Origin of the sequence: Tuberibacillus sp. Marseille-P3662, from assembly GCF_900178005.1 — a bacterium.
Taxonomy (GTDB): Bacteria; Bacillota; Bacilli; order Bacillales; family Sporolactobacillaceae; genus Marseille-P3662.
The window spans coordinates 101,507-123,768 of the sequence record NZ_FXBS01000006.1 but is presented as its reverse complement, the minus strand read 5'-3'; the positions used below and the strand labels follow the sequence as shown (position 1 = coordinate 123,768).

Here is a 22,262-nt window from a genome sequence, read left to right as displayed (position 1 = left end):
TGATCATCTCACTTATATGTTAATTGTTGTTTAAAACGTACCTTCCACATCCAACGTTATATCTTTTGTTTCTTTATTAAACGAAGAATGTTGTATTTTTTCCTGAAGCTTTTGATAGTAAAGCGCCTCATCTATCGGGAGTTCGACCCAGTCATCCGTCCAAGTTGACATGTGTATGGCATTAGAAAGCATTAAACCTTTAATCCCTTCTTCACCTGGTGCAAGTAACGGTGATCCATCAAGGACAGCGTTTACAAAATTATTCGTGATCCCTTGGTGACCACTTTCTTCACCATGAATGGGCACCTCACATTTCCAATATTCTGGACTGCCAAACCCACCCTGATATTCCTGATTAAACTGCGTTTCCGAAACACGCAGGCGCCAAAAAGTCAGCTGGTCTCCCTCCACGACGACCTTTCCTCTTTCCCCTGTTATCTCTAAACGATTAGATCCCGGTGCTTCCGCGATTGAAGTGATAAAAACACCCGTTGCCCCATTCTCATATTCCGCATATGCGGTGACTTCATCTTCCACCTCAATGTTTCGGTATTTACCAAACGAACAAAAAGCGCGTATCCGTTTCGGCATCATACCAGTGACCCACTGCCATAAATCAAGCTGGTGGGGACATTGGTTGATGAGTACCCCGCCTCCTTCTCCGGACCAGGTCGCTCTCCACCCACCTGATTCGTAATAACTTTGTGAACGGTACCAAGTCGTTATAATCCAGTTCATGCGACGAATTTCACCTAATTCTCCGGATTGAATCAACTCTCTAAGTTTTTGATACAAAGGATTCGTCCGCTGATTATACATCATGCCGAAGACTTTGCCGCTTTTTTTCGCCGATTCATTCATTTCACGAACTTGTTTCGTGTATACACCCGCAGGTTTTTCGCAAAGGACATGCAAGCCGTGAGTGAAAGCTTTCCGAGCCACTGCCGGGTGGTCATAATGAGGGGTTGCAATAATAACAGCATCTATTTTTCCTGATGAGTAAAAAGCCTCCTCATCCGCAAAGGTTTCGACATTTTCACCTAGATGTTCTTGTGCCCACTGCAACTTTTCAGGGGCGATATCAAAAATAGCCGTTAATGTTGCTTTTTTTACTTTTCCCGCTTGTAGATAACGGGCATGACTTTTGCCCATATTTCCAAAACCGACAATCCCGATGCGCAGGTTACTCATAACCAAACCCCTTTTAAAAATTTAATTTGTTAAATCAATCATAAAGAAAAAAGGGGGACTTCTACTAACACCTCTTTAACCAATACACCTTCACCATTTAATTGTGGTTGTTCTGTTTGTGATCTTCTACTTTTCTGTACTGCTCAGGCGAACACCCTTCTAATTGCTTAAAAACTTTGCTAAAGTGAGCAAGGTGCTTAAAGCCTACCCTATAACACACTTCTGTTACGCTATTGTCTGGTTCAAGCACAAACAAAATTTTGGCCTGGTTAATTCTCCTCTGATATAAATAATTAAATACTGTAACCCCTGTCACAGTTTTAAAGACTTTTGATAAATAGGACTTGCTTAAATGAAGCTCATTTTCTAGCCGTTGCATCGTTAAATCTTGCATATAACAGCTTTCGATAAAAGACATGATCCGCTGTACATGGTGTTCTTTTTCACTTGAAGGTGCTTTAATAGTTGCCATGGGCTTTTGAAAAAATATGTAGACAGAAGTCAATAAGTCTAAAAAAGTAAGATAAAATCGATAATCGGAAACGACATCGTGCTGTTGCTGAAAGTTGTTCATTTTTTGCAATAACCACTCGGTTTCCTGCCTCTCCGCTTCATTTAACCGAATACAATACGACTGCAGCTGTTCAAATGGCTGCAATATATTTTCCATCCCCAACGGCTGAAGCACATTCTGAAAATACGCCGGTTCAAAATGGATAACCGACCGTACGTATTCAGCATGCTCAAACAGCTTTGGTCGGTGTAAGGTCATACCGTTCATGATAATTAAATCACCAGGGACAAGAGCATAGATCTGATCGCCTATCAAGTAATTGCATTTTCCCCTGTGAAAATAGTAAATTTCATACCACGTATGCGAATGGAACAGAACATCCGATTTCGACTGACGATAATAGGCGAAATCTGTTGTTTGATCCGGTGTACTTCCTACACTCATATACCGTTACCTCATCTTCCTTGAATCTTCCTTTAATTCTATTTCGACGTTAGAACTCTAAAATCTTGTTAATTCCATATTTTTTATCAACACATCTATGAAATATAAATAACCCCTCCGGAATTCATAGCATTACAATTTCCAAGGAGGGGTGAGGGCAACCCTATGCTGATCCTAATTATCTTCAAACTCTCTAGGAATATCTCTTTCCAGCAATGAATTAACTCGTGCAAAACTATAGATGAAAATAACAACAAAGAAAATAAATAAAGCTGTGAATAAGATGCCTACGAATATGCCAAAAAAGCTGCCCGTTAATCCCCGTATATTGATAGGGACGCCATCAAAGTAAGCAATAACAATTAATTCAGCAAAACTAAAAACCGCTAATCCTATTAACGAGTTCCTGATCCATCTCCACCATATGCTTTCCATCCGTATTCACCCCTCTTGCTGAGTCACTTGGGAATTTTGGTTGCGCCGCCTAGCATAAGAACGCGATCTCTGAAAATAGGCAACAACAAGACCTGTCAAACCGATTAATAATGCCATAAGAAATAACACAATCAAGCCTGCAAATGCATAAAAGAAAAATGCGCCGAGACCAGGTGATGAAGATGGGTTGAGATATGTGAATAAATAGCCCGGCAACTCTGAGGGACTAGATGATGATGTTGAACCGCTTGAATGACTTTCATTGGAGGGGAGAGCTTGACTGTCGGATTGATTGGTATTTCCACTGGTCATAGTGGAACCACCCATACCCATCATCATTCTCATACTGGGGCCTCTGTTCGTTCCTCCTCCTGATTGGCTAGCATCTGTGGTTCCTCCCACTGACATACCATTAATGGGGGTGGTCATCTGAGGGCCGCTTGGTCTACGACCCACAGACTCATTTGGAATTAAGAGAGGAACAATGATGATGAACAAGGCAAGTATGAAGATCGCCGCCAGAGTGTAAACCGTAAACTTAAGCCACGGGTCTTTCATTGATAACCCTCCCAGTGATCTTTCTTTATATAAATCCCATCTAAAAATGCTCCGGTATGGTCTTCCCAACTATCCTATGACTGATTGAATATGAGCATAACCGTATCACCGTAAACACTTGGATTTTCAAAAATAGAATAGGATCCCGTTTATGTTTTATTTTCCTTGAGAGGGATTGTCCGATGAAATGGGTCATTATCACTATCTTTTACCTAGAATAGTTAGAAAACCATGTCCAACATCATAACCTCGAACGATTCCCCATAGACTGAATTTACATAAATTTAGGAAGGGTGAATTAAATTTGGATTGGTTTTAAGACGGCATTTTCCTATAACATTACGCTTTTGGTGGTTTTATACAAAGACATTACATAAAGGTGGCGGTTGAAGCATGACATTTATAAAGTATATGGCAATAGTCCTTGGAGTCGTCGTACTTATGGCTGGTTGTAACAATAGCGTAAATAATAAAGAGAACGGCTCTGGTCAATCCAATGGTAAAGAATTAACTGTATATGCAGCGGCCCACTTAACAGAAGCATTTAATGAGATGGAGCAGGCGTTTGAAAAACAGACGGGGATTCATACCAAGGTAAGTTATGCAGGCACTCAAATTTTACGTACACAAATTGAACAGGGAGCTCCTGCTGATGTCTTTGCTTCAGCAAATCTTAGTCATATGAAGGCTATAGAAAAGCAAGGTTTTACTGACGAATATAAGACATTCGCCTATAATACAATGGCCCTGATTGTGCCGAAAAGCAACCCCGCTGGGATCCAGCGTTTAAAGGATCTCAAAGACAAAAATCTTCGTCTAGTGATTGGTGTAGACAATGTTCCAGTTGGGATTTACGCCCGTCAAGTTTTGGATAAAGCCAATCAAGCCTACGGATCAGATTTTAAGAAAGAAGTGTTGTCAGAGGTCGTTTCCTTGGAGACAGATGTCAAAAAAGTGGTGGGCAAAGTCACTATGGGAGAGGCGGATGCAGGCTTTGTTTATGTAACAGATCTAACGAAAGAGGTTAGAAAGAAGGTCAAAACCATTGATATATCAAAAAAATTGAATGTTAGAGCGACGGATACGATTGCAGTCATAAATAATGGTGACCACCCGCAATCGGCTCAAAAGTGGATCGATTTTGTTCACTCTGATCAGGGACAAAACATTCTAGAAGACCATAACCTTATTAAAGCAACTGAGGTGAAAAAATGAAAGGATCACGGCTGCTGAAACTGCTTTTAATAGTGATCATGTGTTTGACAGTCATCTTTTTGTTTTTACCAGTTGTGGCCATTTTCTTTGATTTAACGCCTGGGGACTTGTGGTCACAATTGACAACGCCTTTAGCGTACCAGGCATTGAAGTTAAGCTTTTTTACGACGTTAACTTCTTTGGTATTAATCATCTTGTTTGGAACCCCTCTGGCCTATTTTCTAGCGAGTAAAAGTTTTCCGGGAAAACAGGTCCTCGAGGTTGTGATCCAACTTCCCATTGTCATCCCGGCAGCTGTTGCCGGCGTAGGACTGCTCATGGTTTTCGGGCGTTTTGGCTTCATTGGACAGCTATTAGCTGAGTACGGAATCAATGTAGGATTCACCTCTGTTGCTGTTGTGTTGGCGCAATGTTTTGTCGCTGCACCTTTCTATATCCAGAGCGCACGCACGGCTTTCTCAGAGATCGATCCAATGTTCATTTCTGCATCCCGTACACTTGGTATGTCAAAGATGAAAACCTCCTTTCGTATCATAATACCACTGGCTATGCCAGGATTGATCTCTGGTGCAGCATTGAGTTGGGGGCGAGCATTAGGCGAGTTCGGTGCAACGATTATGTTCGCTGGTAATCTTCCTGGTGAAACACAGACATTGCCTTTGGCGATTTTTACGGCGATGCAATCGAAGCCAAGTGTTGCAATTGCCATTTCTGCGCTATTAATCATCGTTGCCTTTTTCTTACTACTAGCTGTGAAATTAATCGGTTATTGGCCGAAGATGAAACAATCATCACATAAAAGAAAAGAAAGGAGACAAGTCTATGCTAACCTGTGAAGTCAAGAAAACACTCCGTGACTTTCAACTCGAACTAAATTTTAAAATGGATGATAAAACTATGGTCATCGTAGGACCGAGCGGCTGCGGTAAGAGTACAACACTGAAACTATTGGCGGGATTAACAACACCTGATGTGGGTTATATCGAAATTGATGAGAAAATATTCTATGAAACTAAAACAAATATTGACGTTTCGCCTGAACATCGGGAAATAGGCTTTGTTTTTCAAAATTATGCCCTTTTTCCGCACCTATCCGTACATGAAAATGTTGGTTACGGGCTTGACGCTAAAAAATTGTCCAAACGTGAAAAACGCCGAAAGGTCCATGATATCCTTGAAACATTACATATCACCCACCTTAGTCATAGTATGCCCACTGAACTTTCTGGGGGTGAACAACAGCGGGTTGCCTTAGCACGTGCCCTTGTATTGAACCCAAGAGCCTTGCTATTAGATGAACCTTTGTCAGCATTGGATGTTACCACCCGTGGCCGCGTTCGCCGTGAGTTGAAAAAAACGTTGATGTCACTTAATATTCCCACAATCATTGTTACACACGACTATGAAGATGCCATCAGCCTTGGTGACCGCATTCTCGTGATGGATCATGGCCGCATCATTCAGGAAGGAACAGCCCGAGACCTGTTAATGCAACCACGTTCCCCTTTTGTCGCTGATTTTAGCGGAACAAACTTTTTTTCTGGCAAAGCTACTGGTTCAGATCATGGTTTGACTCGCCTACAAATCAACGAAGGCAACGTTACATTACGAACGACCGGATCGGCCGATGGTGTATTGTCGGTGATGATTTATTCATGGGATATTGAACTTACAAAGCAACAACCTGTTAATGATAAAATGAATATATTAGAGGGTGAAGTCGTGAACATTCTGTCTTACGGCAATCGGACCCGGGTCGAAATTGAAGGCTTACTACCGCTGACGGCAGAAATTTCAGCCGAAACATTTGAGGAACTCAACCTAAAAGAGCAGGAGACGGTTTACGCTGTTATTGACCCTGCAGCGATACAAGTGTTAACCAATGCTCAAGAAGCTGTTTCAACGAGAATGAACCAAATCATCGACGTTAGAGATCCAAAAGAATTTGACGAAGAGCACATTCCTGGCGCAAAATCGATGCCGTTATCTGAAATTGAGGAACGTCATTCGGAGTTACAATCGGACATTAACATCATGGTTGTCTGTAACCGCGGCGGACAACGGAGTCAAAAGGCAATGGAACTTTTAGAAGAAAAAGGCTATCAACATGTGTGGATTTTAGAAGGCGGCATGGCCTGCTGGAAAGCTGATCACTCTAAACATCGGCAAAATCAATGTGAACAATAGCTGCGAAATCTGCAATAATTTAAAACCCAGTACCTGATCAGGTACTGGGTCATTTTAATTAGCGCTATTTCCGTGTTATTATTTACGATTAAACATAGACATAAAATAAGTTCGAAGATAGGATGATAAGGCCAGACCAACCGTCAAGAAAATGACATGAGCAATCAATTTAAAAAATATATCGAACAAACTCATCCCTCCCTTCTTCTCACACACACTCATTTAGATCGATCAACTTTGATATTGAAGGTTCCTGACCATCTCATCACCGACTTTTCTAGATAGTCTCCCTATTGCATAGATTGACTGGATGAATCCGATGCGCTCGAATCACTTTCATTTGAGGAGTCACCTTGACCGCCGGATTGATCGGCATTGCCGCTGCTCATACTAGAGCCACCCATACCCATCATCTTCATCATGCTCATCCCGCGCGCTCTGCCCTGACCTCCTCCGCTCATGCTGGACATCCTTGAGCTTTGCATACTGGAATTATTTTGATTGTCTCCTGAACTACTTGAACCTCCCATACTTGAATCCTTGCTGCCACCTGATTCACTGGAATTCGCTGAATTAGCATCTTGATTATCTTGTGACCCACTTGAACCCGCATTATTTGAGCCTTGATTGGGCGGCATTGAATCGGTAATGCTAGAACGTTGATTGGAAGGCATTGAACCTGCCCCGCCCATTGAATCCGTGGTATTGGAATCTTGGTTACTTCCCGAATTGTTCGAGTCGGCCATGCTTGAACTTCCGCTTTGTGTCGAATTATTCGAATCTGACTCACTCGAACCTCCATTTTCTTCTGAATTGTTAGTGCCTGTCACACTTGAGTTTCCATTTTCCTCTGAATTGTTGGCGTTTGTTGAATTCCCATCCGGCGTCCCGCTACTGTTGCTATTCGACGTTGTCGTCGTCTGTTGTGGGTTTGTTACACGATTTGGCACGTGTGGAAACAGGAAAGAAATAGTGATAATTAATAAACCAAATATGAAGATACCCACTAGAGTATAAGCAGCAAACCTCAGCCACGGGTTTTTCATGGTTATCCCTCCCAGTCACCTCATCTCAAGGTCAACCTCATCTGAAAAATGTCTCTTCAATTATCGTATGAATGATTGGATATAGGAATGACGGCATCTTCTCTCCGAACTTAGGAGTAATTAAGACGGACATCACAAAATCCATACATTTCCCATAGGATGGAACGATATGAATTGGAGAGGTGAATCATGTTTAAAAGATGGAGAGAAGCGACCAGAAAGCGGATTAAAAGGATCAAACGCACCCTTCGCAAATGGATGTTCTATACAAAAGCCACCTTTCTTATTCTATTTATTATAGCGGTTGTACTGCTGTTAACCTGGGTTCTCACAATTGTCTATTCAGCTATGCCCCATACGAGTCAGGCAGCAACACCTGTACAAAAATCAGAAGCATCCGCGGATTCAGACCATAACAACCCATCCACTGCTCCACTCCCATTGACAGCAGTAAACAATAAGCAAGTCTCTCCCTCACAACCCGAAGCAGAAAGTACCAAGCAGGGTAATGTTCGGGAATTTACGATTACGGCTTATCCAAAGACCGTGCAAATAGACGATCAATTAACATTTAAAGGATGGACTTATAATGGGGTATTTCCAGGGCCAGTCATTCGGGTTAAAGAAGGGGAACAGGTACGTGTCAAATTTCGTAATCAAATACCGGACCTTGAAACGACCATCCACTTTCACGGTATACCTAAACCCAATCGCATGGACGGTGTTCCCTACATTACACAGTCTCCTGTGAAGTACGGAGGACAATACACTTATGAGTTTACCGCTGAACCGGCAGGGATGTATATTTATCACGCCCATGGTGGCTCACTACAGGCGAATAAGGGGATGATAGGTCCAATGATCATCGAGCCCAACGGCCCCACTACTTATCCCGATACAGATACAGAATGGATCGTCGGCTTAGATGAATCGAAAATACCGGGTGAAGGCAATCCACCACCGGCAACCGATGGCAATCGGATGGATCAAAGCATGATGCAGCAGATGATGCCGAATGCCCTTCTTGGCACCGCTGATCTCTATAATGTGTTCACCATTAATGGAAAGCGGGATCCCAAACATGTATTTAAGGCAAAGACTCACGAGTGGGTACGGCTACGTTTGTTCAATTATGGCTTTCAAACGCATCGCATCAAGGTAGAGGGCATGAAAATGTACGTCACCCATGACAACGCCCCACTACCTGCTGCACAACCCGTTGAGTATGTAGAAATATCGCCTTATGAACGCATCGGCGTTTATTTGATTGGGAACAAACCAGGTAAATACAAAATGCTTGATACCGATCCCGGTCATAGTGAATTGGGTATGCGTGCAAATGTCGTGCTAACACCTTCGGATGATGATAATCCCCCAAAACATTTAAAAATAGCCGATCCGCCAGACAATGCTCCCAAATATCAAGGCATCACAGCCGGTATTCCCGGACCAGATACAACAGACTATGACCGTGTCTACAATATGAACCTTGGCATGACCATGAGCTCAAATGGCATGAATTGGGGAATTAATGGGGTGAGCTGGAATAATCTCCAGAATTTCAAAGATATAACCCCCTACAAACTCCGTGAGGGGGAAATGATTAAAATCAATTTGTTCAATCGATCACCGGAAAGTCATCCGATGCATCTACATGGGCATCATTTCCGTATCGTCTCCATCAACGGTCAAACCTTGGCAGAACCTTGGCTTAGCAAAGATGTGATTAATGTTAAACCCATGCAACGGTTCTCTATCGCGTTTAAGGCTGATAATCCAGGGAATTGGCTCTTCCACTGTCACCAGGAACACCATGCAGACAGCGGGCTAATGACCTACTTCTCATATGTCGAATCCGACACATCCGAATAAGTCAAGAGAGGGCTGTCTTATGAACAGCCCCATCTATCGTCTATGACCTTTTAGTAACCCAAAGTGAACGCAAAAGTTCAATATACGATACTAGAACGTTCAACAAGCATTCGATCGGCTTCTTTCATTTATTATTATCGCCATCTTCAAGTGTACAAATGGCCGAAGGACGTTTGATCCTCGGAACGAGACATTCCATCACCCGGTAGTACCGGTTCAAATTATCGTTATTCAAGAAATAGACGGATACATCCTGAGCGATGACAATATCCACATTTTGTTCACCAGTGGCCACGACAACCCCGCATCCATTGCGGACCTGGGACGACTGATATATGCCATCCTCAAACAAGTTGCGCACATGCTCGATTTCCAAAACATTTGAATGGCCATGAACTTGGTGTAACTGAGTGTAAGCATCAGCTGATAAGACCAGAGCAAAAGGTCCCGTGTATCCACTCTTAATCAAGCGATTCCGTGCAGCGACAATATCATTAAACGCCCGACCACCACCACGCGACCAATTACTGCACCTCACAGTTTCCCTGCCATCTACATTCATCAGCCCAGGAATATTCAGTGACCCTTCCCCATTAAATATCAAATCATCTTCCTTCAACGCGACATCACTGGCTGCGCTAGCTGCTGCGGAAAAATCGAGCGGTTTGTCCGTTTCTTTGGCATGCTCGATATCCCGCCAGTGTATAACAAAATCTTTATATAAAATCGGGATAACCAACATCTGAGTGTCATTGGGCTTAGCGACATCCAATTCATCCCCGTGCATACTGATACTTGCCGGTTCTGGTTCAAGATACACCGGATTACTGATGGATTGCGAACCAATACCAATAGGTCCATATATATCGAGAAATCTGTCGGCCACGATATGATCTCGGGCTGTTTCAATGACCGTATCCTGCAAATGATTCCACTGTTGTTGGGTTAACGAACTTCTCGGAGAATAGCGTCCCGACTTTCTTTTAACCACGTTCATTTCCCCTTCTTCGATAACAAATTTTTCTCAAGCCATCTCAAAAAAACATTCCAATTTTCTTCATATAAGACTCCTGCTTTCAGGGAGCGCAGACGTTTCCAATACGATATATTTTTCATAAATAAGAGCCCTCCCCTCTCTTATGATTTCTCGTCACCCGGAGAATCTTCTGTTGTAGAATCTACCTTCTTCCGCCGGTCTGTCGGTTTGGTAAAAAAATAAAGTAGGATCATTAGATAGAACGCAGACAGGTCAAAAGAGCTCTTATAATTAAAAATTTGATTAATAATCGGCAATTGATACGTAAAAAAACCCAACAAGACACTGATAATAACTAGGATCAACTTCTTAATACTCCACCACATCGGCTGTACCTACCTGTGAGTTGTGCGACGAGGTCTTCTACGGTATCGATCGTCATCCTCGTCGTCATACTCATCGCCGAACCAATCCGGGTCATGCCGCTCAAAATAACGGATAGTGATCCCGACCAGACCGATAAGTAAACCAATGACAGCCAGTATTATCAAAGTCACAAAAATAAAGTTAAATAAAGCAACAGCCGCTCCGAAACCGCTGATTCCCCCAGAGGCACCTCCAACGAAGCCCCCACCGGAACCTTCACCGGATCCTCCAGTCCCTGCACCGACGAAACCGATGAAGATGAATTCAATAAGTCCAAAAATGAGAATCGCGACTAACGAATACACCGTCAGTTTTAAAAATGGTCGCTGGCTACGATCCATAAAACTCCCTCCTTATGTTACTATCATATGAAGTCTATGTGGTAATAGGTATGAAAACGGTCCGAAATGGGCAAAATTAAGCGTCTATCACTTATTCGTAAACAAACGGGTCACCAATTGAACGCTAAAGACAAAGACAGCAATAATAATGACAAGAACCAGGATTATAATGAGACCGTAGAAAAAAAAGTTGATGAATCCAAGAAATAGAGAATTGGCTAATCCCATAGCAGGAGGACCCATCCTATTAGAGAACGCTTGCTGAAATACCAGATCCAGTAAACCAAGAAGGACGATCGTCGCAAGTAAATATAGAATCCATCTGAGCCATTGTTCAGCTTTCATTTGACCTCCCTCCTTGTTTTTGTTGATGATCCGGTTTCAGCGACAGCAACTGTTTTCTCATATAGTGATACCCTTGACTAATGGTCGCGATCAATATGACTACCAAAATCAATAAGATTAGAAACGTTATGAAACTATATATCCAGAAGTTTAGATCCATTTTTGGCATAGTCTGAGCTTGCAACCAGACGAACACGATCGTTGTCAGTAAAATCCCCGTAAATGCAGTGAGCCCAACATCAATCAAGACGCTTGTCCTCTTTGATACTTTTCTCTCTCCATTCAATACCGGTATCCATAGCAAGGCCAGGACACTTACAGCTCCAACGAGTCCAGCAGAACAAGCAATCAAGATTAGTGAAAGCACGTAATTTGCCATATCTAGGACTGGGTTTTGGTGCTGCGGCACCGTGTAACCCCTTCCCATCATTTGTTCACGAATCTGATCACACACCTCCTGCAACGGTTGCCAGCTGTATTCGTGCATGCGAGCAAACTCTAATACCATCATCAATGCCATAGAGGGCATGTCGCGCATAGATGGCTGATTCCGGTACTCTGGTTGTAGAAATACGTAGACCGCTATTAACAGAAAGGTCATTACAAAGATGAGCATAAAAAGAAAGTAAAAATCCTTTTTTCGTTTCATGTTGCTTCCTCAAGTCGTTTCCTGAGCCGCACTCCCCCAATGATGATGAAAGGTATGGCTCCGAATGAGACAAATGTTACTGCTTGCATCAAGTTGTATCCAAAGTAACCTCCCAATTGTCCGTCCATCGTCTGCCAAACCATAGAAGCGATAAGTGAACTTGATTGACACGCTGTTCTGATGCCCTGCTCATAAGCTTTTATCTGTGTCGGTGTCAGGACCGGATTGACTAACGAAATGAGAATAGCGGCCGCAAGCATCAGAAATAGGAATCCTAGAGAACGGCTAATCAATACAAACCATGCATTGTAGGCAATATCTCCCACCCCCTTTTGCCCCAGGAGCCCATCATTTGCTTCTCCTTTTGGTGAACAGTGGTAATCGGTAAATATGACGTTTCTGAACGATATGCCACACAATGACAATCAGGATCAAGAAGGCAAAAAACTCATGCATGGCAAAACCCAAGACTGCATAAATAAAAGGAACAACCGGCATAAACCAAAGTAAGAACCCACTGAAGATCATCAATAATGAGAATAATAGGTTAAAACCAGCAAAGCCTCTCTTGCCAATGGGCAGCCAGCTATTTCTAGCCCCTGCACCCTTCACAATTTGATGAATCTTATGGATGACAGCAACAAGCATCCATAATACCCAGAACACACCAACAACCCGGTGCGTGATATCCGCTAATGCAAAGTGACTCCCCAAAATCCAACTAAATTTAGCTCCCACAATAGCCATGCCGCTTAGCAACAGTAAGAAAACCAGAGTGGCCGATATCCAATGTAATAACAGATCAAAAGGTAGCGTTTTTTTTCGCAACGGCTTCTTCTCCTCTTGTCATTTTGGGTACGTCGATGCATCTGATTGATTAATCATCAATGTTCCTCTTTCTCTTGAGCCTTTCTCTTTTTGGCAGCTCCCTTTTCTTTAATAAGACTAATAAAATAACCAACCAAACTCACAACCAAAATGAGCACCAGAATCATTAAGGTCATCTTAAAGACTAATACCATATTATCGAAGAAATGATTCATATTTGCACTGTTCGAATTCGAAGAGGCTGAACGTTTGTTCATGCCATTAGACCCCTTGTCCATTTCACTAGAGCTTTTGTTCATCCCATTCTCCGTACTTGAAGCAGCGTTTGACTGAGATGATGCGGATGATGTGCTCGAGCCGCTGTTTGCAATCATTTGTTGAAGTCGCTTAATGCTTTCCTGATTTTGATTGATGGCTTTCTGAAGGTCTCCCATATCCTGCGATTGACTGGACCCGTTGCCATTCTGATTCCCTTCATCTGCCGAATTCGTTGATGCAGTTGATTGACTTGAACCACTGTCTGTGATCTTTTGTTGTAGACGCTTGACACTTTCCTGGATCTTTTGAAGTTCATTTTGAAGTTCATTAGTATCATTCGTATCTGTTGATTCAGTCGATTTCGCTGATTGACTTGAACCACCACTATCTGTTGTCGATTGTTCAAGTCGCTTAATACTCTCCTGTATCTTTTTGACTTCCTTTTGAAGCTTCTCAATAGTCGGTTCTGTTTTAGCATAGCCTTGAAATGGAAATCCCAATCCCAAACAGAGCGTCACGGATACAATCATGACCGCCCTAATTTACGCATGTTTTTCCCCCTTCAATCCAGTCCGCTGCCTTGCTACCTTCCTTCTCAATTAAGAACACAGAACCACAAGTGAATCTGTTATCTGGTCATAGCAAACGAGATATAATTCTATGTAAGACTAAACTATGAACATCATCATGTGATTATTCTTCTCTTGATGACCTTAAACAGTTTGTAAAGAATGAGATAAATATCCATTACAAAAGGATGCCAGATTTCTGACACCCTCACTTATAGCCTTTTAGATTTTTAACATGGGGTTTCAGCAACCATCCGATGATCGCTAAAGCAATAACAATCATGAAAAGCAAGAATAGTATTTGGACAACACCCGTGGCCGTTTCACCAAGATAGGAGTACAATAGAGTCGCGGGGAGTTGCCCCAATCCTGTCGCCCAAAAGAAGTTCCAAAACGTCACCGGCGTCACGCCGGCCGCATAACTGACAAAATCAAAGGATATAACCGGAACAAGCCGGGCGATCAGAATGGCATACGCCCCATACTTGTGAAAAAAATGATCCCACGATGACAGCGCCCGTTGACTGACAAGCCGCTCGACTACAGGTCGGCCGATCCATTTTGCTAAATATAAACAAAGGATGGCCCCGGCCATGGCACTCGTCCATGACAACAGCGCCCCCCATAGCCAACCGAACACCCACCCGTTTGCAAAGGTAATAACAAAAGCAGGCAATGGTGCAATGACAGACTGAAACACCATTAATACACCGGAAACCATAGCCGCTAGCGGGCCAAAAGATAACAAATAGTCACGAAAAGCTGATACATCGGCCTGTTTCATAACGATCACAGCATCATTCATCACCTGATGAAAACTCCCGAGACCGAGATAAAGCAAAGTGAAAAAGACAGCTACCCCGCTGAATATACCAATCCCTGTCCTCTGCCCTGCTGTTAATCGTTGACCTTTAAATGAAACCACCGACACCTTTCGTGAAAAAAAGAGCGATGCGAAGCCGAGCACGAACCAGGCGACCATTAAGCCGTTCATGTGTAATATTGTTACTACGCCGTCCAGAAACCACGCTTTTCTAGTCACATAAGCTGGCATAAACATATAGCTCCCATTAATCAACGTTACGACAATGGGAGTGGCTACACTACTACAAACAATGGCCGTAGAAATGTTCCCTTTCCCTATAAGACGAGGGAGGCGTCCTTCTGATATAAGAAAGATGAGACACAGCCACAAGCACAATCCCATGAGTATCGTTATGACATATGCACTGTCAAATCGCATATCTACCCATTGATTTTGAATCAGTAAAAGAGCGATACTCAATCCATACCAATAAAAACAGAACAAAGAGGCAAATAAATGAACACATGTCTTTCCTGTCGCGGTCACGCCCTAGCAACCCCCTTATAACTAACAACCATTGTCTATGGCGATTTACTAAATTTATAAGTTAACACAACAGAGGTTCCGTCTTTGGGCAATACATCGGGATTGCCGTGAAATTTTGCTTCACCATTTTTAAAGGTTCCCACGGAATGTGAAGCATTACTGACAATACCAACAGGACAACTGTCAAAACACATGAAACACCCCGTGATGTTTTCCTTGGCTGCTTCATAGTTGCCCCCGAAGTGATAAGCGAGTCTTTTTCCCGTTGAATCGACCATCACTTGATTGATATCATATACTTTATCTGACTCATCCCAAGTGATATTGACGTCCACGGTCTCTCCTTTTATAACCTTTCCTTCATCGGTTTTCTTAAATTTTTTGTCTGGGTCACCGCCTTTTTCGACAGCCGGGTTTCCGTCAATGTCCTCCAAAGCCTGATAGAAGGCTAACGGATTGGCGTAAGTATCAAACACCGACTTATGACCGTTCGATCCTTCAACCCAGTTCATACCGTGCCGTGTAGGTTTCTTTAAATATTTTCCGTTCACCGTTGCATAAACCTTCACTAACTGATCTTCTTCATTAACATAGATAGGATGGTCTTTGCTAAGGTCCTCCGCACTGGAAGCAAAGTACTGGTCCAAGTCTTCCTGATTGATCGATGAAGTTTGTTCCGAATCGCTAGAAGAACACCCTCCTAAAAGACCTAATAATAGAAAAGCGACAACAGAAAAACGAACATATTGCTTCCCCATAACTGACTGCATCATTCCCCTTCTTCCCCCAATCAGGCATATTCCCCTTCATATTTATGAATCAATACACGAAAAAAATAACTGTAACTCAATATTTATTTCATGTTAGTAAGATTATTCACTGATTCCCCACAAAATGGGAATTCATATTTTTTGCTAGAGTGACATTGCCCCACGCATCAAAAATAACCTGATTGAACAGAGTCATGTCCTTGATGGCTCTAGGAACATTGACCGTCTTACTGTTCCCGTCCAACTCACCTGGCCGAAGATACCCTCTTTTTAAATCTTCTATAGTTGAAACTACTCTAAGATGATGGTCAGCAAAGAGTTCAGGATGGGTCACGTAAACAGCTGCCGTAGTATCCCAATTGAAAAATCCTTTGAGGTTAAACCGCTTTTGCATATACTGCATCCACGGAACAATGTTCTTTAGAATATACGAATAGACATCCCCCTGTTGGTGTTCCAGCCATTCTCGTTCCTTTACTCCAAAAAAAGCCTGCAGGCAAAGATTCCCGGTGACAGCGGTGACTTCTACATCCGATTGAAGGACCTGACTGGTCGCTTCTGGATCACATGAAACATTTAATTCTTCCAATCGATCGCCGTTTATCACCAAGGGTGCCGTGATACCTCCCATCAGCACAACTTGTTTGAGATGGGTAAAAAAATGAGGATCAATTTTGTAAGCTTGATAGAGATTCGTCAAAGCACCTGTCGCTAACAAGGTGATTTCACCGGGACTTTTCGCTGCCGCCTCCGCCAAAAAATGGGCAGCCTCCCTCTGGCTGTCACCTGAATTCCCTGCTCCTTTTAACAATGGCACATCGCTTAGTCCGACCATGTCAAACATATGCTGTGTAACTTGATGGACTATGTCAATATGACTGTTGCCAAAGGTGGTTGTAACACCTATAAGCTCGATATCCTCCCGCCCTAATAAGTATAAAAGCGCCAATCCATCATCAATGTCCTTGTCTTGAACCCCCATCGTATTATCACAATCAAACATCACCTTTTGCATATAGAAGCTCCTCTTATCCTTTTTCTGGTATGAAGTGTAATTGATTCAAATCAACGCTTAAGTGTATAGGCTCACCTTCTAAGACCTCTAAATGAACATCTGCATACTGCACAACCTCTAACATTTTATATCCAACTTGCACCTTAATATGATAAAAGCCTTGACGGAACGACCAATCCCTAATAATTCCTTTAAAAACATTAGGTTCTTCTCCCTTCGACTCTGTCTTTGGTATGATCGTTAAGGTTTCAGGTCGAATCACAACCCAACCTGTTGATTGTGAAACATTATGATCACACGGGCATTGAATCTGAAAATCATCGGATAGAAATACCCCTTCCCGACATTGGCCATAAAAAACATTTTTAGCTCCCAAATAGCGAGCGACATTTTGTTCACCCGGCTTTTCGTATAAATCTTTGGGTCTATCTATTTGCAAAATTCGTCCGTCTTCCATTACTCCGATCCGATCTGATAATTGAAAGGCCTCATCACGATCATGGGTGACAAACAGAATCGTCACATGGTGTTCTTGATGCATCCGGGCAACCAAAGCACGCATATCTTCGCGAAGACTCGGATCAAGGGCGCTGAAGGGCTCATCCATGAGAAGAAGGCTAGGTTCCGTCGCGATCGCCCTGGCAAGGGAGACACGTTGTCTTTGCCCCCCGCTTAATGCCGAGGGATACCGTCTGTAAAATCCATCCAAGCCTACAGATACAAGAAGATCCCTCGCTTTTTGCAACCTTTGCTTCTTGCGGATGCCTTTCATCTTCAAACCAAAGGCGACATTCTCTTCAGCGGTCATATGAGGAAACAACAATGCCTCCTGAAAAACCATACTGAATCCTCTTTTCTCTGAGGCCTGCGATGTAATTATTTTATGATCTAAAACAACGTCCCCTTTATCCGGTGTCAATAATCCTGCTGTTAACTTAAGCAATGTTGTTTTGCCACATCCCGAAGGTCCTAATAAGGAAAAAAACTCACCCGATTGAATATTGAGCGTTGTCGATTTGATGGCAAACGGTCCTTTGAAATCTTTTTCCACCTTTTGCAATTGTAATAATGACATACATATCCTCCCAGATCGCACTAACTATACGTGAACGGTCATCTTTTTTCCGTAATACTTTTTTAATAAAATATCCATGACAAACAAAGCAAACGCCGCCATCCCGGCAAACATCAATGTATACGCTGAACCAATCGCCGGATCACCCCCGCTGATAAATGGAAATAGGATAAGGGGTAGCGTCATGACCTGCCCACCACCGACTAGAAAGGTAACAATATACTGGCTTAGCGAAACAAGCATGCTTAAACTAGCCCCTGACACGATCCCCGGCAATAAGTGTGGGATCACGATATACCAGAAGCGCTGAAGGTATCCCGCTCCGAGCATTTGTCCCTGTTCTTCCCATTGAAACCCGAGCGTACTGTAACTAACCATTAACGCTCGTATCATATAAGGCAGCGTAGGAATTATATGAGCTACAATCACGCCAGTCATGGAATCCGTTAATCCGATACGGATAAACGTGATATACATACCCATTACGGAAATAAATGCTGGAATCAGAATCGGTGCATAAATCAGTCCCTCAATCAACCATTGACCTCGAAACGTCAGACGTCCAAGCACATTGGCTGCTGGGAGTGCTAGCAGTAAATTAACAGCGGTCACAATAAAGGCAATCTCGAGACTTGTCCAAATGGCCTCCCATGTGCCGCTTTTCCCGAAAAAAACAAAGTCCCAAGCCCTTAGGTTCAATCCATGCGGAATCACCTCTGGCCATTTCCAGCCATGGGAAAAGCTTGAAAGCACCAACGGCATAAACGGAATGACGATACCGATCAACACAATGATGATGACAGCCACATGCATAACATGTTCAATTCTTCTCACTTCACCATCCTCCTTGCTGTCCTCTATGCCATCGCCTGCTCAACCAATAGGCTATGACGCCAAGCAGGCTAACGATGATTACCAAAACGACGTTAACAGCCAATGCTTCCGGACGGGACTCCAATCCTCCGCTCGTATATAGATTATAAGATAGCACCGGAAGCATCCTCGGATACGTTACCCCCAGCAAGAACGGCACTTCAAAAGCGGAAAACGTAAAGGCAAAGACAATAAAGGTCGAAGCCATCCATGCTGGCATTAGAATTGGTCGTAAAATATCCCGAAAGAAGGCCCACTGGCCGGCGCCAAAGATTCTGGCAACTTCAAACCACGAACGATGAACCCGTAGGAGAACCGGATAGATCATCAATGTGATAAACGGCGCTTCCTTCCAGGTATACGTCAAAATAATGCCCCATCCAAATGAATCATTCACCAACACGGGAAAATCATTGATGCTATTGATCCAACCTAATGTGGCAAAAATCCGTGAAAACCAACCGCTTTGCGTGAACAGCAGTACCATTAGATACGCACCAGCTAAATGAGGTACGACTAACGGCAGCTGAAACAAACGCTGCCAAATCTGATGATTCCGCCCGCTTCTTAATTGACCCAACATAAACAGACTTACAGCAATAAACATTCCGAGAATCCCTGACAATAGTGAGGAAAACAAGGCAATGCGAAACGTTAACCCTAATGCATCCCAAAAGTCTCTGGACCATAATAATCTTTTATAAGCATCCAGTGACCATTCATACTGTCCCGCGGCTGGGAAAAAACCCAGGCTTTGTATAAACCCTTGAATGAGACCGCCGACAAACAAGAGCAGAAGAACGCTCACCACCGGCACAACATACACATACGGTTTAACGTTTGGCCACATGCTCCAACCAGCCCTTTTCAATAGTATCGACGTATGCTGCCGGCATTTCCGGCACACGATGATGCGCTAGTCCTTTGGCAGACAATGTAGCCTGCCCCCGATCAATGGCATTCAGCCGCTTTTGGTCTCCGTCGGACAATCGATTAGGATCTATGGCTGTAAGCGCACCCCAATTGTCCGGATTAGCCTTAGCGATTTGTGCATCCGGCGACAGCATGAAGTTGATCGCAACCATTGCCGCGGCTTTATGTTGGGCATTGAACGGAATAGATAAATAACTTGTATTAGCAAGGGTGCCATCCTTGAGTACCAACGTACGAGTTGATTTCGGGAACCTTCCAGTTTTTACCTCGTTAGCGGCATGGGCTGGACTGTAACTCATAGTCATCCAAACTGAACCGCTCGCATAAAGTTGATCCAATTTACTAGCGCTTTCTGGATAAGTCTGTCCATTTCGCCATAAGTGAGGTTCAATGTCATTCAAATAGTTCCATAACGGTTTTAATGTTTCATTTAGATTTTTTTGCTCATCGATCGGTTTTAGATATTGCTGATAACCCCCCGTCGTTTCATATAACATGTTTCGAACAAAAGCACTTCCAGTGAAATCGGGCGGAGCCGAATAGGTGAATTTTCCAGGATGTTTTTCAACCCATTGTTTGAGCGCTTCAGCTGATGTTGGTGGATGCTTCACCTTACTTTGATCATAAGTTAGCACAAATTGAGCCTGACTCCAGGGTGCCTCCAGCCCTTTGGTCGGCTCGCCAAAATCATAATTAATGGCGGGGGCATTTTGATCAACATATTTTTTGACATTTGGCAACCGGGGAGAAAAAGGCCCCCATAACAATTCATTATCTTTTGCGGTTAAAAAATTTTCCCCGTTGATCCACATCATATCAACGCTGCCATTTTTCTTACCCGCTTGTTTTTCAGCCAATAATTTATGAGTCGTATCTTTGATATCATTCACCGGGACGCGGTTCAGATTGACTCCAAATTGTTCCTTTAAACGCGGTGCGACCCATTCATCGATATAGCGGTTCGTCGATTCATTGCCGCCCCACAAGTAGAAATTAACAGATTGACCCTTGGCCTTTGTTAAAATTGATTGCCAGTCATCCTGTAATAACTGCTGCTGTTGCCTAGATGATAGATCTTTTGCATCTTTTGTTTGTTCGCTACACCCCACCGTAAAAACTAAGATAAATAAAAATGCCGCTATCTTGAGTAATAAAGTCGATTGTTTCAATCTTTATCCCCCTCGAGTCCTACAGTGTCTGACCGCTCGAATTCTTCAGTTGTTTTAACGAAGCCATTAGCTCGTCCGAATTTTGAATGTGATGTCTTTTTAAAATAAGATGTTGTCCGATGAATAAGGCAAGGGTTTCAGCGTCAGCTCGTACATCTTCTTCTTCTATACTTTCAAGGTCTTCAACGTGGGACGTTCCCATGACTCGGCGCATGATCTCGCAACCTGCAAAGCCAAGTGCATCTTGAAATAATTTTGATAAGAAACGGTTAGGATTCGGCAAAATGACAGCATCATGTCTAGATTGTCCCGATTGTTTTCGAAACGCTTCTGCAAATTCATACCAAACCCCTTGAATCAATTCCGATAGATAGCTTTTGTAGGCAGAATGGTGTTCTTTTTCGTGGAAGATACTATTCATTAATAGATGAGCGATCAACACACCGATATCAAATCCCATCGGGCCGTAAAATGCGAATTCTGCATCAATCACCTTCGTATCATTGCCGGTCACCATCATGCTTCCCGTATGCAAATCACCATGGATGAGGGCTTGTTTGTTAGTGATAAATTGTTGTTTAATGATCGCGATCTCCGCTTGTAATTCATCGTTGTTCCTTATATCCGCCAAAACTGATTGGATAGACGGATTCGATCGGTTCATTTCATGATCTGTAAATGGATAGGTGAAAATGAAATCCTCCGATATCCGCCGCATCGTTTTGTTTTGAAATTGTGTTTTTAGTTTTTGACGTTCTTCATATGTCGCCCCGAAATCTGACGTTAAAAATAAAGACCGAGCAAGAAAAGTACCGATATGTTTCGGCAAAGAAGGGTAACGGTGTTGAGCCATGAGACCTTTTCTGAGAATATGATGAGAAGATAAATCTTCCATGATGATCAGTGCACGTTTTTCATCATAATGATAAATGCGTGGAACCCAATCAGGACAAATTTTGTTTTGAACAGATAATGTTTCATATTCGATGCGAATCCGATCAGATGTGAGCGGCCACGAAGGCCCCACCGCCCGCATGTAGGGAAGTGCTTGCTTGAGAATCACACTGTTCTCTCTATTTTTACTGTCATACACACGGAAAACAAGATTCATATTGCCATCGCTGATGTCACTGCCAATCAAAGCTGCACTTTTTTGAAATAATCCCGGAATGGTTCTGACGTATTCGGCCGCCTCCGATGCTGTGAATTCACGATAATCCAT

General features: G+C 43.0%; 25 protein-coding genes. 4 read left to right on the top strand and 21 right to left on the bottom strand.

Features of this window, described 5'->3' with window-relative positions; genetic code table 11:
* Positions 1–30 precede the first annotated feature (30 nt).
* The 4 genes from B9Y89_RS09175 to B9Y89_RS09160 form a co-directional block, all read right to left on the bottom strand.
* Positions 31–1,191: a Gfo/Idh/MocA family protein gene (locus tag B9Y89_RS09175; protein WP_085522938.1), complete on the bottom strand. Its 1,161-nt coding sequence runs from the start codon at positions 1,189–1,191 to the stop codon at positions 31–33.
* Between the two features lie 97 nt (positions 1,192–1,288).
* On the bottom strand, positions 1,289–2,149 hold the full coding sequence (locus B9Y89_RS09170) for a helix-turn-helix transcriptional regulator (RefSeq protein WP_085522937.1): 861 nt from the start codon (positions 2,147–2,149) through the stop codon (positions 1,289–1,291).
* 174 nt (positions 2,150–2,323) lie between these two features.
* Entirely contained in the window at positions 2,324–2,584 is a 261-nt protein-coding gene (locus tag B9Y89_RS09165; protein ID WP_085522936.1) for a hypothetical protein, read from the bottom strand.
* A 6-nt stretch (positions 2,585–2,590) separates the two neighbouring features.
* On the bottom strand, positions 2,591–3,142 hold the full coding sequence (locus B9Y89_RS09160) for a hypothetical protein (RefSeq protein WP_085522935.1): 552 nt from the start codon (positions 3,140–3,142) through the stop codon (positions 2,591–2,593).
* Positions 3,143–3,535: 393 nt separating this feature from the next.
* Here B9Y89_RS09160 and modA point away from each other — a divergent pair, with 393 nt between their 5' ends.
* The 3 genes from modA to B9Y89_RS09145 are packed head-to-tail and all read left to right on the top strand — an operon-like array spanning position 3,536 to position 6,544.
* Entirely contained in the window at positions 3,536–4,357 is an 822-nt protein-coding gene (gene modA / locus B9Y89_RS09155; RefSeq protein WP_085522934.1) for a molybdate ABC transporter substrate-binding protein, read from the top strand.
* On the top strand, positions 4,354–5,193 hold the full coding sequence (locus B9Y89_RS09150) for an ABC transporter permease (RefSeq protein ID WP_085522933.1): 840 nt from the start codon (positions 4,354–4,356) through the stop codon (positions 5,191–5,193). The genes modA and B9Y89_RS09150 overlap by 4 nt, the downstream gene beginning before the upstream one ends.
* Complete coding sequence (locus B9Y89_RS09145) at positions 5,180–6,544, top strand: TOBE-like domain-containing protein (RefSeq protein WP_085522932.1); 1,365 nt, start codon at positions 5,180–5,182, stop codon at positions 6,542–6,544. Before B9Y89_RS09150 ends, B9Y89_RS09145 begins: the two co-directional genes overlap by 14 nt.
* 290 nt (positions 6,545–6,834) lie before the next feature.
* Here B9Y89_RS09145 and B9Y89_RS09140 read toward each other — a convergent pair whose 3' ends face one another.
* Positions 6,835–7,590 (bottom strand): hypothetical protein, encoded by a 756-nt coding sequence (locus B9Y89_RS09140; protein ID WP_085522931.1) that lies wholly within the window; start codon positions 7,588–7,590, stop codon positions 6,835–6,837.
* A 189-nt stretch (positions 7,591–7,779) separates the two neighbouring features.
* On the opposite strand from B9Y89_RS09140, the gene B9Y89_RS09135 reads away from it, so the two are divergent.
* Positions 7,780–9,462: a multicopper oxidase family protein gene (locus B9Y89_RS09135; RefSeq protein ID WP_085522930.1), complete on the top strand. Its 1,683-nt coding sequence runs from the start codon at positions 7,780–7,782 to the stop codon at positions 9,460–9,462.
* A gap of 124 nt (positions 9,463–9,586) precedes the next feature.
* On the opposite strand, the gene B9Y89_RS09130 is transcribed toward B9Y89_RS09135, so the two are convergent.
* From B9Y89_RS09130 to mtnK, 16 genes are all read right to left on the bottom strand, one after another.
* On the bottom strand, positions 9,587–10,453 hold the full coding sequence (locus B9Y89_RS09130; protein WP_254901231.1) for a family 1 encapsulin nanocompartment shell protein: 867 nt from the start codon (positions 10,451–10,453) through the stop codon (positions 9,587–9,589).
* Between the two features lie 146 nt (positions 10,454–10,599).
* On the bottom strand, positions 10,600–10,803 hold the full coding sequence (locus B9Y89_RS09125) for a hypothetical protein (RefSeq protein WP_139822779.1): 204 nt from the start codon (positions 10,801–10,803) through the stop codon (positions 10,600–10,602).
* Between the two features lie 30 nt (positions 10,804–10,833).
* Positions 10,834–11,205, bottom strand: coding sequence for a hypothetical protein (locus tag B9Y89_RS09120; RefSeq protein ID WP_085522927.1), 372 nt, complete (start codon positions 11,203–11,205; stop codon positions 10,834–10,836).
* An 87-nt stretch (positions 11,206–11,292) separates the two neighbouring features.
* A complete protein-coding gene (locus B9Y89_RS09115; protein WP_085522926.1) occupies positions 11,293–11,550 on the bottom strand; it encodes a hypothetical protein in 258 nt (85 codons plus the stop codon).
* Entirely contained in the window at positions 11,540–12,199 is a 660-nt protein-coding gene (locus B9Y89_RS09110) for a hypothetical protein (protein ID WP_085522925.1), read from the bottom strand. Before B9Y89_RS09110 ends, B9Y89_RS09115 begins: the two co-directional genes overlap by 11 nt.
* Positions 12,196–12,525 (bottom strand): hypothetical protein, encoded by a 330-nt coding sequence (locus B9Y89_RS09105; RefSeq protein ID WP_139822778.1) that lies wholly within the window; start codon positions 12,523–12,525, stop codon positions 12,196–12,198. The genes B9Y89_RS09110 and B9Y89_RS09105 overlap by 4 nt, the downstream gene beginning before the upstream one ends.
* 22 nt (positions 12,526–12,547) lie before the next feature.
* A complete protein-coding gene (locus B9Y89_RS09100) occupies positions 12,548–13,027 on the bottom strand; it encodes a cytochrome b/b6 domain-containing protein (RefSeq protein WP_085522923.1) in 480 nt (159 codons plus the stop codon).
* A gap of 56 nt (positions 13,028–13,083) precedes the next feature.
* Positions 13,084–13,815: a hypothetical protein gene (locus B9Y89_RS09095; protein ID WP_085522922.1), complete on the bottom strand. Its 732-nt coding sequence runs from the start codon at positions 13,813–13,815 to the stop codon at positions 13,084–13,086.
* A 247-nt stretch (positions 13,816–14,062) separates the two neighbouring features.
* Positions 14,063–14,908: a TVP38/TMEM64 family protein gene (locus B9Y89_RS09090; protein ID WP_254901230.1), complete on the bottom strand. Its 846-nt coding sequence runs from the start codon at positions 14,906–14,908 to the stop codon at positions 14,063–14,065.
* A gap of 332 nt (positions 14,909–15,240) precedes the next feature.
* Positions 15,241–15,978, bottom strand: a complete 738-nt coding sequence (locus B9Y89_RS09085; RefSeq protein WP_085522921.1) for a YdjY domain-containing protein — start codon at positions 15,976–15,978, stop codon at positions 15,241–15,243.
* Between the two features lie 103 nt (positions 15,979–16,081).
* Positions 16,082–16,990 (bottom strand): nucleoside hydrolase, encoded by a 909-nt coding sequence (locus B9Y89_RS09080; protein ID WP_085522920.1) that lies wholly within the window; start codon positions 16,988–16,990, stop codon positions 16,082–16,084.
* A 13-nt stretch (positions 16,991–17,003) separates the two neighbouring features.
* Positions 17,004–18,065: an ABC transporter ATP-binding protein gene (locus tag B9Y89_RS09075; RefSeq protein WP_085522919.1), complete on the bottom strand. Its 1,062-nt coding sequence runs from the start codon at positions 18,063–18,065 to the stop codon at positions 17,004–17,006.
* Between the two features lie 24 nt (positions 18,066–18,089).
* On the bottom strand, positions 18,090–18,899 hold the full coding sequence (locus B9Y89_RS09070) for an ABC transporter permease (protein WP_254901229.1): 810 nt from the start codon (positions 18,897–18,899) through the stop codon (positions 18,090–18,092).
* Position 18,900: 1 nt separating this feature from the next.
* Positions 18,901–19,788 (bottom strand): ABC transporter permease, encoded by an 888-nt coding sequence (locus tag B9Y89_RS09065; protein WP_085522918.1) that lies wholly within the window; start codon positions 19,786–19,788, stop codon positions 18,901–18,903.
* Entirely contained in the window at positions 19,772–21,040 is a 1,269-nt protein-coding gene (locus B9Y89_RS09060; RefSeq protein ID WP_085522917.1) for an ABC transporter substrate-binding protein, read from the bottom strand. Before B9Y89_RS09060 ends, B9Y89_RS09065 begins: the two co-directional genes overlap by 17 nt.
* A gap of 19 nt (positions 21,041–21,059) precedes the next feature.
* The gene (gene mtnK, locus B9Y89_RS09055) at positions 21,060–22,262 is read right to left on the bottom strand and encodes an S-methyl-5-thioribose kinase (protein ID WP_176222168.1); all 1,203 of its coding nucleotides are present in this window, start codon (positions 22,260–22,262) and stop codon (positions 21,060–21,062) included.